Annotated in this window: 14 protein-coding genes; 8 read left to right on the top strand and 6 right to left on the bottom strand. The window is 64.7% G+C overall.

The window, feature by feature from the left end:
• Window positions 1–36: 36 nt before the first annotated feature.
• Entirely contained in the window at window positions 37–954 is a 918-nt protein-coding gene (locus ACVOK8_RS06105) for a LysR family transcriptional regulator (protein ID WP_481566061.1), read from the top strand.
• A gap of 91 nt (window positions 955–1,045) precedes the next feature.
• Window positions 1,046–3,214: a YccS family putative transporter gene (gene yccS / locus ACVOK8_RS06100; RefSeq protein WP_481566044.1), complete on the top strand. Its 2,169-nt coding sequence runs from the start codon at window positions 1,046–1,048 to the stop codon at window positions 3,212–3,214.
• 255 nt (window positions 3,215–3,469) lie between these two features.
• On the opposite strand, the gene ACVOK8_RS06095 is transcribed toward yccS, so the two are convergent.
• Entirely contained in the window at window positions 3,470–4,678 is a 1,209-nt protein-coding gene (locus tag ACVOK8_RS06095) for an MFS transporter (protein WP_481566043.1), read from the bottom strand.
• Window positions 4,679–4,775: 97 nt separating this feature from the next.
• On the opposite strand from ACVOK8_RS06095, the gene ACVOK8_RS06090 reads away from it, so the two are divergent.
• From ACVOK8_RS06090 to ACVOK8_RS06070, 5 genes are all read left to right on the top strand, one after another.
• Window positions 4,776–5,648, top strand: coding sequence for a LysR family transcriptional regulator (locus tag ACVOK8_RS06090; protein ID WP_481566042.1), 873 nt, complete (start codon window positions 4,776–4,778; stop codon window positions 5,646–5,648).
• An 82-nt stretch (window positions 5,649–5,730) separates the two neighbouring features.
• A complete protein-coding gene (locus ACVOK8_RS06085; RefSeq protein ID WP_481566041.1) occupies window positions 5,731–7,626 on the top strand; it encodes an MFS transporter in 1,896 nt (631 codons plus the stop codon).
• 96 nt (window positions 7,627–7,722) lie between these two features.
• Entirely contained in the window at window positions 7,723–8,055 is a 333-nt protein-coding gene (locus tag ACVOK8_RS06080) for a hypothetical protein (RefSeq protein WP_481566040.1), read from the top strand.
• Window positions 8,056–8,076: 21 nt separating this feature from the next.
• On the top strand, window positions 8,077–8,358 hold the full coding sequence (locus ACVOK8_RS06075; protein ID WP_282270645.1) for a CD225/dispanin family protein: 282 nt from the start codon (window positions 8,077–8,079) through the stop codon (window positions 8,356–8,358).
• A gap of 45 nt (window positions 8,359–8,403) precedes the next feature.
• Complete coding sequence (locus ACVOK8_RS06070; RefSeq protein WP_481566039.1) at window positions 8,404–8,820, top strand: DUF2752 domain-containing protein; 417 nt, start codon at window positions 8,404–8,406, stop codon at window positions 8,818–8,820.
• Between the two features lie 141 nt (window positions 8,821–8,961).
• On the opposite strand, the gene ampE is transcribed toward ACVOK8_RS06070, so the two are convergent.
• The 5 genes from ampE to ACVOK8_RS06045 form a co-directional block, all read right to left on the bottom strand.
• Window positions 8,962–9,846: a regulatory signaling modulator protein AmpE gene (gene ampE, locus ACVOK8_RS06065; protein WP_481566038.1), complete on the bottom strand. Its 885-nt coding sequence runs from the start codon at window positions 9,844–9,846 to the stop codon at window positions 8,962–8,964.
• 73 nt (window positions 9,847–9,919) lie between these two features.
• Entirely contained in the window at window positions 9,920–10,825 is a 906-nt protein-coding gene (nudC, locus tag ACVOK8_RS06060) for an NAD(+) diphosphatase (RefSeq protein ID WP_481566037.1), read from the bottom strand.
• Between the two features lie 68 nt (window positions 10,826–10,893).
• Entirely contained in the window at window positions 10,894–11,280 is a 387-nt protein-coding gene (gene erpA, locus ACVOK8_RS06055) for an iron-sulfur cluster insertion protein ErpA (protein WP_282270651.1), read from the bottom strand.
• 32 nt (window positions 11,281–11,312) lie between these two features.
• Entirely contained in the window at window positions 11,313–11,747 is a 435-nt protein-coding gene (locus ACVOK8_RS06050) for a bactofilin family protein (RefSeq protein WP_481566036.1), read from the bottom strand.
• A gap of 2 nt (window positions 11,748–11,749) precedes the next feature.
• Window positions 11,750–12,490 carry a DUF6776 family protein gene (locus ACVOK8_RS06045; RefSeq protein ID WP_481566035.1) on the bottom strand — a complete coding sequence of 247 codons (741 nt, stop codon included), beginning with the start codon at window positions 12,488–12,490 and terminating at the stop codon, window positions 11,750–11,752.
• 168 nt (window positions 12,491–12,658) lie between these two features.
• Between ACVOK8_RS06045 and ACVOK8_RS06040 the strand changes: the two genes are divergently transcribed.
• Window positions 12,659–13,300, top strand: coding sequence for a DUF4126 domain-containing protein (locus tag ACVOK8_RS06040; RefSeq protein WP_481566034.1), 642 nt, complete (start codon window positions 12,659–12,661; stop codon window positions 13,298–13,300).
• The last annotated feature ends 2 nt before the right edge of the window (window positions 13,301–13,302 follow it).

The following is a 13,302-nucleotide window of genomic DNA, read 5'->3' as shown; positions in this document are numbered from 1 at the left end:
CACTATGTCGATAAAGGCGGATACTCCTCATTGACCATGAAGCCTGACTTCACAGTAGACCCAAGCCTGTTGCCAGCCCTGGCAGCCTTCGCCTGTGTCGCAAGGCATGCCAGCTTCCGCCAGGCAGCTGTCGAACTGGCGGTATCACCGTCAGCCTTGTCGCAGACCATCCGCAACCTGGAACGTCGCCTCGGCACCCGTCTGCTGCAGCGGACCACGCGCCGGGTTGGCCTGAGCGAGGCCGGCCACCGCCTGCTGCAGGACACCGCGCCAGCGTTGGCCCGCATCAGCGAGGCCCTGCATGCAGTGGAAGCCAACCGCGACGTCGCCACCGGCCAGCTGCGCATCACCGCGCCGCGTTTCGCCATCGAGTACCTGTTGCTGCCACACCTGCCCGCCTTCCATGCCGCTTACCCGCAGGTAGAAGTGGAACTGTCGATGCAGGCAGCGCTGGTGGATGTGGTCGGCGAAGGCTTCGATGCCGGCATCCGCCTGGGCGAGGCGCTGGCCGATGGCATGATCGCGGTGCCGCTGGGACCGCCAATGCGCTGGACCGTGGTCGCCGCGCCGGAATATCTGCAGCGGCATGGCACGCCGCAGACGCCTGAAGCGCTGATCGGCCATGCCTGCATCCGTCACCGCAACAGCAATGGCCGGGTGATGCCCTGGGAGTTCAGTCGTGATCGCCGCGACTTCACCCTCGACGTCAGCGGGCCACTGCTGCTCAACGACAGCACCCTGGCCTTGCAGGCAGCGCGCGACGGGCTTGGCCTGCTGCAGATATTCGAAGCCATCGCCCGCACCGACATCGACGCTGGTCGTGTGCAAGGACTGCTGGATGACTGGCAACCGCCCTATGCAGGCTTCCATCTCTATTACCCCTCGCGCGAGCAGTTGGCACCCAAGCTGCGCGTGTTCCTCGATTTCATGCGGGCGGCCAACGCTGCAGCTTGATTCCCACGCACTTGCAGACGGATCGCGCTTGCCTGCATCGCGGCGGCACCGCAAGCTGACAGCCTGATCACAGCGAGTACCCGCTCCCGGCATGCGCCGTCTCGACCGCCACCTGGGCCAACTCTGGGCCCACGAAAAAGCCAGCTACGGCTTGCGCGTGTTCATCGCGCTCACTGCCGCCATCGCCTATGGCTGGTATGACGGCCATATCGAAGCCATCCCCGGCCTGTTCCTGGGCATCATCGCCAGCGCCATCGCCGAGACCGATGACAACTGGTGGGGCCGCACAAAATCCGTGTTGTTGTCGCTGCTGTGCTTTGCCGCTGCTGCGGCGGCGGTCATCGCGCTGTTCGCCTACCCCGTTCCCTTCATCAGCGCATTGGCGCTGACTGCCTTCGGTCTGACCCTGCTCGGCGCGCTGGGCGAGCGCTACGCCTCCATCGGCCAGGCCACGGTGACGCTGGCGATCTACGCGATGATCGCGATGGACCAGCACCACAACGCCAGCCAGCAACAGGCCCTGCGCGAGGTGATCCCGCTGTTGGTTGGCGCCAGCTGGTACGGGCTGCTGTCGATCCTGTGGACGGCGATGTTCGCCAACCGCCCGGTACGCGAACGTCTGGCGCGGCTGTTCCATGAACTCGGCCAGTACCTGCAGCTCAAGGCCGACCTGTTCGAGCCGGTGCGGCAGGGCGATCTGGAAGCACGGCGGCTGGCCCTGGCCGAACAGAACGTGCGCGTGGTGCAGGCGCTGAACATCGCCAAGACCGCCATCCTCAGCCGCTTTGGTCGCTCCGGCCGGCCCGGTGTGCAGTCGGGCCTGTACTTCCGCTTGTATTACATGGCGCAGGATTTCCACGAACGCGCCAGTTCCTCGCACTACCCGTATGAAGCGCTGGCCGACGCCTTCTTCCACAGCGACGTGCTGTACCGCTGCCGACGCCTGTTATCGCTGCAGGGCAAGGCCTGCCAGTCGCTGGGGGAGGCCATCCGCCTGCGCCAGCCCTTCGACTATGGCGAGCGCGCCCGCGTCGCCGGCCAGGACCTGCAGTCCTCGTTGCAATACCTGCGCGAGCAGCGCAATCCACGGTGGACGCGCCTGCTTGGCTCACTGCAGTTGCTGGCAGCCAACCTGACCAGTATCGAGCGGCAGCTGTCCGAAGCTGCGTTGGCGGATACGCCACTGGAAGGCATCGATACGCGCCTGCGTGATTCTTCGCCGCACACCCTGCGCGAAATGGGCACGCGCCTGCGCCAGGCACTGACCCCGGGCTCACTGCTGTTCCGCCATGGCGTGCGCATCGCCTTGGCGCTGATCGCCGGTTACGCGTTGCTGAAACTGGTGCACCCGGACAATGGCTACTGGATCCTGCTGACCATCGTCTTCGTCTGCCGGCCGAACTTCGGCGCAACCCGCTTGCGGTTGGTGCAACGCATCGCCGGCACCCTGCTCGGTCTGGGCGTGACCTGGGCCTTGATGCAGTTGTTCCCCGGCACCGGCCTGCAACTGCTGTTGGCGCTGGCGGCAGCACTGCTGTTCTTCTTTACCCGTACCGACCGTTACCTGTTGGCGACAGCGGCAATCACGGTGATGGCACTGCTGTGCTTCAACCTGATCGGCAACGGCTTCGTGCTGATCTGGCCGCGGTTCCTCGACACCTTGATCGGCTGCATCATCGCCGCCATCGCCTCGCTGCTGATCCTGCCCGACTGGGAAGGCCGGCGCCTGCACAAGGTGATGGCGCAGGTGGTCGCGACCAGCACCGCCTATCTGGATGAAGTGCTGGGCCAATACCGCAGCGGCATGCGCGACGATCTGCCCTACCGCATCGCGCGCCGCGACATGCACAACGCCGACGTCGCACTGTCGGTGGCCCTGGCCAACATGCTGCGCGAGCCGGGCTATGCACGCGGCAATCTGGATGCGGGTTTTCGTTTTCTTGGGCTCTCCAACACCTTGCTCGGTTATCTGTCGGCGCTGGGCGCACATCGCGCGCAAGCGGATGCAGTCAACGAGGATGCATTGGTTGCCGGTGGGCATCGGCAGCTGCAGCAGTCCCTGGCTGCATTGTCTGAAGCCTTGAGCAGGCGCCAGCCGGCGGAAGCGCAGGAAGACGAGATAGCACTGGCCGATGCGCTGGAGCAGATGCCGGACGAGATCGATGAAAAGTCGCGGCTGGTGCGTACCCAGCTGGCCTTGATGCTGCGGCTGTTGCCGAAGCTGAGGGCGGCAGCGGAAGAGGCGATGTTGCCGGCGTAGTGGCTGTGGCTGCTGCTATCCGCTGTTCCTTCTCCCGCCTGCGGGGGAAGGTGCCCGGAGGGCGGATGGGGGGAGGCTTTGGCTTTGGCTTTGGCTTTGGCTTTGGCTTTGGCGTCAGTCCTCAACCACCAATCTACAGTCCAGTGCGCAGACGATCCGTCAACGGAACGGTTGCCAGCTTCGTGGCTTACGCCGCTCCTACAAAAGCCTGGCATGCACACCCTTCGGCGACGGTCGCGTTATCGGCTTCGCGGCTTATGCCGCTCCCACATTCTTTGCGGCTTGCTTGCGGGCTGGCATGAAATACACCAACAGGCCAATCACCGCGAACATGCCGCCCAGCGCGCAGACGCCGTTCCAGCCATGGCGCGTCCACGCCATCGTACTCAGCACCGAACCACTGGCACCGCCGATGAAGTAGCAGGTCATGTAAGCCGAGGTGATGCGGCTGCGGGCGCTTTCATCCAGCTGGTAGATCACGCTCTGGTTGTTGATGTGCACCGCCTGCACGGCAATATCCAGCAACAACACACCCACGATCAGTGCCGCCAGCGACACCGGCGCGAACGCCAGCAACAACCACGACAGCAACATCATCAGCAGGCCGCCAAGCGCCACCGCGCGGCCATGACCGCGATCGGTCAGTCTGCCGGCACTGCTGGCAGCCAATGCGCCGGCCGCGCCAATCAAACCAAACAAGCCGATCGTGGCAATCGAGTAGCCGTAAGCCGGACCAGACAACAGGAAGGCCAGCGGCGTCCAGAACACGCTGAAACCAGCAAACAACAAGCCGCCCAGCACGGAGCGCTGACGCAGTAGAGCCTCATCGCGCAGCAGGGCCAGCACCGAGCCGATAAGCCGCGGATAGGAGAGCGTTGCGCTGGGCTGATGCGCCGGCAGCAAGCGTGCCAGCACCACCGCAAGCACCAGCAAGGCAACGCAGGCCACCCAGTAGATCGTATGCCAGGAACCCAGCCCGGCCAGCACGCCGGAGGCGGTACGCGCCAACAGGATGCCCAGCAGCAGGCCGGCCATGATGGTGCCGACCACCCGCCCGCGATGTTCGGGCTCGGCCAGCCCTGCCGCATGCGCCACGATCACCTGCGCCGCCACCGCACTGAGGCCGGACAGCGCCGTGCCCGCCAGCAGCTGCACGAAGTGGGTGGCGGTGGCGCTGATCGCCAGACCTACCGCTGCCAGTACGAACAGGGCGACGATCAGGCGGCGGCGCTCCACGCGGTCGCCCAGCGGCACGATCAGCAGCAGGCCGGCGGCATAGGCCAGCTGCGCCACCGTCACCACCCAGCCCGCCTCATCGGCGCCGATCCGGAATGCCTCGGCCAGAATCTGCAGCAATGGCTGTGCGTAATAGTTGCCAGCCACGATCAGGCCAGTGGCCGTGGCCAGCAACAGGACCTGGGCCTGGCTCAAGGGGCGGTGGGATGGGGAAGCGGGGGTATTCATGGGGGAGACCACGGCGGGAACAGGGACAAGTCTGAGCCGCTGTCATCAATGACGCCAATGTATTGTTTTCATCCCATCCATCTGTTTCAGTGATGGCATGTTCACTCTGCGCCAGCTCGAATTTGCCGTCGCCGTGGCCGAGGAAGGCGGCTTCACCGCCGCGGCCACCCGCTGCCACACCGTGCAATCGGCGCTGAGTCACCAGATCGCGCGGCTGGAGGACGCTTTCGGCACGCGCTTGTTCGAGCGCAGCCACCGCCGGGTACGCCCCACCGCTGCTGGCGAGGTGTTCCTCCACAACGCCCGGCTGACCCTGCAGGCGGCAGCACGTCTGCAGGAGGAAATGGCGTTGACCCTGGGCACGGTGCGTGGCCGCATCAATATCGGCCAGATCACCTCGCTCAATGTGGTCGATGTGCCAGCACTGCTGTCGGCGTTCCGGGCCGCGCACCCTGCCGTCGAGGTACACCTGAAGGCCGGCATGAGCGATGTGCTGTTGGCCGAACTGGAGCAAGGCAGCCTGGACGTGGCGCTGGTCGGCGTAGGCCCGCAGATCAGTCTGCCGCCGCAGCACCGCCTGTTGCATGAGGAAGGTCTGTCGCTGGTGATGCCCATCGATCACCCGCTGGCCAACCACGCGGCTATCCCGCTGCAGGCGTTGCAAGGCCTGCCCTTGGCGGCGCTGGTCCCCGGCGCCGGGGTGCGGCGCATGCTCGATGACGCCCTGCGCGAACGCGGCATCCAGGCGCAGCTGCAATACGAGGTCACCCACAGCGAACTGCAGCAGCAGTTGGTGGCCGCTGGCCTGGCGGTGGCGGTGGTGCCTGACAGCATGGCCGCGCGCATGCAGCGCACGCTGGTGCGGCCACTGGCAGAGCTGTTCCGTTTCCGCACCTGCGCGGTCTGGCGTGCCGATCCGACCCCAGCGGCCCGTGCGCTGCTGGGCCTGTTACCCGCCAGCAACGCTTGAGAGGCGTCTGCAAGGCGCCCCCAGCTTGACCAATACGATCATGCGGTTCTGCTAATGTGCCGCGCAGCACCGAGGAGTCACGATGTCCGGCCACAACCAGTTCGCCCTGCTCACGCAGCGCCGCTTCCTCCCGTTCTTCATCGTCCAGGCGCTGGGCGCCTTCAACGACAACATCTACCGCCAGGCGATCATCGGCCTGCTGTTCTACCTGGGCGTCAGCAGCGAAGAACGCACGCTGTACACCAACCTGGCGCCGGCACTGTTCATCCTGCCCTATTTCCTGTTCTCGGCACTTGCCGGGCAGATCGCCGAGAAGCTGGAAAAGCAGAAGCTCATCGTCATCACCACCACCATGGAGATCGTGGTGATGTCACTGGCGGCGGTCGGCTTCCTTACCCAGAACATGCCGGTGCTGCTGGTTGCGCTGTTCTGCACCGGCCTGCAGTCCACCCTGTTCGGCCCGGTCAAATATTCGGTACTGCCCTCCATCCTCAAGCCTGAAGAACTGACCGGCGGCAACGGTCTGGTGGAAATGGGCACCTCCATTTCCATCCTCACCGGCATGATTGCCGGCGGCATGATCTTCGCGCTGGCCGGCGCCCATGGTCCGATCGTTGCTGCCGTGGCCATCATCGCACTGGCGATGATCGGCAACTTCACCGCACGCATGATTCCGCGGGTGGATGCCGGTGCGCCGGAGCTGAAGATCAACTGGAACCCGATCAGCGAATCGCTGGTGGTGCTGCGCCTGGCCAAGAAGCAGAAGGCGGTACGCAACGCCATCCTCGGCGTGTCCTGGTTCTGGTTCTTCGGCACCGTGCTTACCTCGCAATTGCCGACCTACGCGGTGGTGAACCTTGGCGGCGACGAGGTCCTGTACATCTTCGCGCTGGCGCTGTTCTCGTTGGGTACCGGCGTCGGCTCGCTGCTGTGCGAGAAGCTGTCCGGGCGCATCGTCGAAATCGGCCTGGTGCCGCTGGGCGCCTTCGGCATGAGCGCGTTCCTGCTGGATCTGTATTTCGCCCGCACCGGTGCGGTCGCCGTCGCCGTCGCCGGGCTGGACGTTGCCGGCTTCGTCCAGCAGCCGGGCAGCTGGCGCATCATCATCGACCTGCTCGGCATCGGCCTGTTCACCGGCTTCTTCGTGGTGCCGCTGTTCGCGCTGATCCAGAGCCGCACACCAAAGTCGGAAATGTCGCGTGTGTTCGCCGCGCTCAACATCCAGAACTCCGGCTTCATCGTGCTGGCCGCGGTGCTGGGCCTGCTCACCCAGAGCGCGCTCAAGTGGAGCATCCCGCAGCTGTTCCTGGCACTGGCCATCGCCAACATCGTGGTCGCGGTCTACATCTTCAGCATCGTGCCCGAGTTCCTGATGCGCTTCCTCAGCTGGCTGATGGTGCGCACCCTGTACCGGTTGCGGGTCAAAGGCGTTGAAGACAATGTGCCAGACGAAGGTGCCGCGCTGATCGTCTGCAACCACGTCAGTTACATGGACGCACTGATCCTGTCGGCGGTGATCCCGCGCCCGGCACGCTTCGTCATGTACTACCGGATCTTCAACGTGCCGGTGATGCGCTGGATCTTCAAGACCGCCAAGGCCATCCCGATCGCCAGCCCCAAGGAAGACGCCGCGCTGATGCAGCGCGCCTTCGACGAGGTGGATGCGGCGCTGGCCGAAGGCGAACTGGTCTGCATCTTCCCCGAGGGTGCCTTGACCAAGGACGGCGAGATTGCCGCCTTCAAGTCCGGGGTGGAGAAGATCCTGGCCCGGCGCGCGGTGCCGGTGGTGCCGATGGCGCTGAAGGGGATGTGGTCCAGCATGTGGAGCCGCCGCGATACCCGGCTGGGGCAGATGCGGGTGCCACGCCGCTTCCGCGCACACATCGAGGTTGTCGCCGGACCACCGGTGGATGGGGCCCATACCGATGCCCCACAGCTCGAAACCCTGGTCCGCAAGTTGCGCGGTGACGAAGCGTAGGTAGGGGAAACCACTTTCCAGAAATAGGACAAGTGGCTAGGCTACCCCCTATGTGTTTGCCGGGAACCGCAGCACAGCCAAGGAGCAAGGGGATAAATGGACAACGCCACGCCATCACTGCCAGCCGTACCACCTGCGCCGCCAAGCGCGCCGCAGCAGGTACACCACTACTACCATCCGCAGAAATCCGGCGGGATAGCAGCGTTGCTGGAGGTGTTGCCGGGGTTTTTCCAGGTTTTCGGTATTGGTCATCTGTACGCGGGCAACGTCGCCACCGGCCTGATCATCATGTTCGGCTACTGGGCGGTGTCCTTCGTCAACTTCCTGCTGTGCTTTGTTTTCATCGGTTTCATCACGTGGCCCCTATGCTGGATTGCCACAATGATCATCTCGCCGTTGACTGCGGCGAATGCCTGCAAGTCACGCTGATTTTTCAAAAAGGAGTTTTACGTGAATACAAGCAGTCCCGCCGTATCCAACAACCTCGTCTGGGCAATCCTGTCCACCCTGTTCTGCTGCCTGCCGCTGGGCATCGTCTCCATCGTCCACGCTGCCAAGGTCAATGGCCTGCTGGCTGCTGGCGACATCGCTGGCGCCCGTGACGCCGCCGACAAGGCCAAGAAGTGGGCCATCTGGTCGGTGCTGGGCTGGGTTGTGCTGGTGATCCTGTACGTGATCGTTTTCGTGGTGCTCGGTGTGGGCGGCGCGATGAGCGGCGCTTCCGGCTACTGATGAACCCGACAGGCCGGTCGGATCCGGCCGGCCTGTTGTCCTGACATGCAGTTCCCGCAACACCTGCTGCGCTATATGCCCCTGGCCGCGATTGCCAGCATTGGCGTGGGCGCGGCAGCGGTATTGAGCCGGATCGACCCGAATATTCCGGGCAATCCACTGCCATCCTGCCCGTTCTATGCCCTTACCGGCCTGTGGTGCCCGGGCTGTGGCAGCACCCGCTGCCTGCACGCACTGGTCCATCTGGACCTGCCACAGGCAATGGCGATGAATCCGCTATTGATCGTGTCCATCGTGCCGGTGCTGGTGATGGCATTGCATGGCGCCGGATTATGGCCGGCACGGCTGCAATGGCTGGTGCGACTGTTCGCACGGCCAATTCCATGGCTGGTGGTGATCGTCTCGTACTGGCTGCTGCGCAACCTGCCCTGGTACCCGTTCAACCTGTTGGCACCGGGCTGAAGGCCGTGCTCAAAAGCCACGCAATCACGTAGGCGCGGGCGAACACCGCGCACCCGGGACATTTGGCGGGCCGCCTGAAACATCAACAGATTCCTGCTTCCCGGCGACGCAGTGCTTACCCGGGCTACGGCCGCTCTTTGCTCAGCCCACCCAGCCAGCAATGACCAGCAGCGCCAGCAAGGCCATCCACAGCAGCAACATGCGCCAGACCAGGCTCATCGCATCGCGCAGTTCCGGGTAGCGTTCGTCTGCCGGCACCTGCCCGGCCAACCGCGCTTCTTCAGCCTCCTCAACCAGCTCGGCGCCAACGCTGGCGCGTGCGGCCTCGGCCAGAAAACCAAGCTGCAGCGTCCAGCGATTTCCAGCAGCGCGGCGCCACGCCGAAAACACCGTGTCGAAATTGCCGACCAAGGCCATCGACAGCGTCATCAGCTGCGCCACCGGCCATTCCAGCACCGCCAGCAACACATCACCGGCATGCCGCTCTTCGCTGGAAAGAGTTGTTGATTGCAGACCCTGCGAGGATTGCGCCAGCAGCCGGTACAGGACCGCGCCCAATGGCCCCAGCAACAGGAACCAGAACAGCGGTGCAAACCAGCGCCGCAGTGCATTGATCGCGGTCGCCTCGACCAGCCCCGGCGCGTCCTCACGCATGCTGCCGCCTGCGGCCTGCAGCCGGGATGCCGCCAGCGCTGCCGCGGCCTCGTCTTCGGCATCGATCACCGCCTCGACATCGCGATCCAGATCGCGCGGGCCCCAGCACAAGGCCAGTACCGCAATACCGAACAGCAACGCGGGCAGACCGAACAGACGCTCGGCCAAGGCCCATTGCAGCAAGCCGATCAACAACACGCAGGGCGCAATCAAAAGCAGCACGCTGTAGGGCGCGGCCGATTCGCCCAGCTGTGCACGCAGCCAGCCCAGGCAACGCCCGAACCAGCGCCAATCGCGCAACGTGGCCAGCAACGTGGGGGCCAGGTGGCCGAGCACCAGTGCGGCGATTACCGCTACCAAGGTTGTGAACATGCGATCCCTCCGGCCTTTGATTGTAGGCCCTGCCAGCGCCAAACAAGCCGGTGAACCGCTTGGCAGCTCACACTCACTGGCACTGACTCTGGTACCACTGCTCGATCAGGGTGCGCGCGATCGACAGCCGCGGCGGCAGCAGGATGCCCTGCCCGTCGTCATTGTTCTCACGCTGCAGCGCCGCGCCGACCTCCTCGACACTGAACCAGCGCGCGTCTTCCAGCTCGCCATCCACGGTCGGCACGTCATCGTGCGCGCTGGCACGGAACCCCACCATCAAGGCGCCCGGGAACGGCCACGGCTGGGTACCCTGGTACTGCGCGTGGATCACCCGCACCCGCGCCTCCTCGAATACTTCGCGGGCCACGGTCTGCTCGAAGGTTTCACCGGGCTCGACAAACCCGGCCAGCACTGAATAGCGCCGCGCGACCCAGCTGCTCTGCCTGCCCAGCAACAGGCGGCCATTGTTTTCGACCGCGACGATCACCGCCGGGTCCACGCGTGGGTAGTGCTCGGTGCGGCATTGGTCGCAATGGCCAATGAAACCGAAGCGACCAAATCGCACCGGCGAGCCACAAACGCCACAGAATCGATTGCGCGAATGCCAGTACGACATCCCGCGTGCATAACAGAACACGTCGGCCACCTCGGCCGGCCAGGTCACTGCGGCCTGGCGCAGGTCCATGCGCTGCGGTGCCTGCACGCTCAGCGTTGCCGCCTCGGCCACAAACCAGGCGCGGCCTTCACGCAGCCCAAGGAAGATCGCCGTGCCCGGGCCACCGCCCAGATCGGTGCCACTGAACAAGGCGGGCTGCCGGTCATCATCTGCAAACGCGGTGCCATCAACGTCCAGCACCAATACCTGCGCCGTCGGCCATAAGGCGGCCAATGCATCGGCATCAGCGCGCAGCGCATCGGCGCGGTCCAGGGGCGCGCCAACAAAGGCGTGCCCGACAAAACGGGATTCAGAATTCAGCATCCGTCAGAGCCTGACGACAAAGCGCCGCCATCGCAAGCGCAGCCAGCGGCAATGCGGCCGGATCTGTCTTAAACCGAGAAGCTGCTACCGCAGCCGCAGGTGGTGCGGGCGTTGGGGTTGCGGATCACGAACTGGGCACCGGTCAGGCTTTCGCTGTAATCCACCTCGGCGCCCATCAGATACTGCAGGCTCAGCGGATCGACCAGCAGGGTCACGCCTTCGGTGACCACCGCCAGATCGTCTTCGGCACGGTTTTCATCGAACTCGAAACCGTACTGGAAGCCGGAGCAGCCACCGCCCTGGATATAGACACGCAGGGCGAGCGCAGCGTTGCCCTCGTCCTGGATCAGCTCGCGCACCTTGGAGGCAGCCGCTGGCGTGAAGTTCAGCGGGCGGTCCAAGGACTGGTAATCAGGCGCCGGCTGCACGCCGGGCAAGGAAACTAAGGTGCTCATGGCGCTCAGGATGGGGGCGGCAAGCCCCTGTTTCAAGCCGCGGTTGCTTCAGCTTTCTTGGACTTCTCGGCGGTTTTGGCTTCAGGCGCCGGCAGCGCAGCCATCGCCGCGGTGTGCAGCAGGCGGCCGTTGAGCTGGGCACCGGCGCTCATTTCCACCACCGTGTAATGCACATTGCCGGTGACACGTGCGCTGGGGGTCAATTCGATGCGCTCGCTGGCATGCACATCGCCTTCCATGCTCCCGCTGAGCACCACCACGGCGGCGCGCACTTCACCCTCGATGCGGCCGTGCTCGGCCAGGGTCAGCATCGCCTTGGCGCCTTCCTCGGCAATCACCTTGCCGATGATGCGGCCCTCGACGTACAGGCTGCCGCTGAATACCACGTCGCCGCGGATTTCCACCTGGGAGCCGATCAAGGCGTCTACGGCCAGGTCGGTGTCGTGCTTGGACTTGCTTTTGAACATGTTTATTCCCCTCTGCCGTTGCCGGCGAGTTTCCAATCGAATGTCTGGTTGGAGCCCCCCCCGGATCCGGACAGGGAGACTCGCACACGTTGCGGTGTGAAATCCCGGGGCAGCATCACGCTACCGTCCAGTTGTTGGAAATAACGGAAGGAATAATCCTGCCCCGGCGCGCCTTTGCGCTGATGTAGGTCATCCCAGCTGACGGTCGTCAGCTTTCCGTCCTTCACACCCTCAACCGAGAACCGCATCTGGCCCTGGCTGATCGCACCGCGATTGAGATTCTGGGTCAACACCACGCTGTAATGCCAGGTGCCAGCCGCTTCCGGGGTGAACTCCACCGAATGGGTGTTCAGCCCCTTGCGCTGGCTGGTGGAACCGACCAGGCGTTCATAGAAGGCAACATCGGCACGCAGGCCGGCAATCTCTTCATCGCGCTCACCCAACGAGGTCTGCACTTCACTGTTGGCAGCTCGGCTGATCTTGTCCGATGCCTCCAGCGTGGCTTGGCGCTGGCGCAGTTCGTCCAGCTGGCCGCGCTGCTGGCCTACCAGGGCCTCGCTCTGGCGCAGCTTTTCGCGCATGCCGCCGGCATCAGGCGAGGCGTAGCGTGCCGCCAACCAGCCAACCAGCAGCAGCGACAGCAGCCAAGCGGCCGCCAGGACAGCGATCGGCACCCAGCCTGGACGCGGGGCCGCGCCACCACGGGGAGTGATCTGGAAACGTGAGGAAGGTCGGTTGGTCATGGCAGGTTCCAATGCTCCCGGAAGGGCGGCACCCGTGCTCGGTCTGAAACGACGGACCAGTGTAAACGACACGTATGTACATGCGCTTATGCGCTGGCGGCTGGCAATCACCGCAGGCATGCTCGATAGTTGCGATCCTGCTCACAGTATCCGGCCGAACCACTTCCCATGACAGAAGCCCACGTATTCGTCATCGGCATCCTGCTGGCCTGGCTGGCGGGCATACGCGTCTACCTGACCGTGTTCGGCGTTGGCATGGCCGGGCTGATGGGCTGGGTGGACCTGCCCCCCGCATTGCAGGCCACCGAATCCTGGTGGGTGCTGGGCACCTCCGGCGCCTTGGCCGTGGCCGAGTTCTTTGCCGACAAGATCCCCGGCGTGGATTCGATCTGGGATCTGCTGCAGACGCTGGCGCGGGTCCCGGCCGGCGCGTTCCTTGCCGCTGCCACGCTGTCATCCAATGGCGAACTGAGTACCGGCGTATTGGCCGCAGGCGCCGGCATCGCGCTCACCAGCCACGGCCTGAAAGCCGGCACCCGTGCCCTGCTCAATACTTCGCCGGAACCGGCCAGCAACTGGGTGGCCTCGTTTGCCGAAGACAGCGTGGTGATCGGCACCTTGGCGCTGGCATTGGCGCACCCGTGGCTGGCACTGATCTTCGTACTCAGCGCCAGCATCATTGGCGCGCTGACGGTATGGCTGGTGTGGCGCATGCTATGGCGCGGGCTCAAACGCATGTTCGCGAGCACCGACACGCCAGCTTCGGCACTATCCAAGCCAGGTGACCACTCACTGCCTCCCGCCCCGTGAGC

The organism is Stenotrophomonas sp. STEN083, assembly GCF_056759195.1.
Note: the sequence above shows the minus strand (reverse complement) of the source record. Positions and strands in the feature narration are given on the sequence as shown.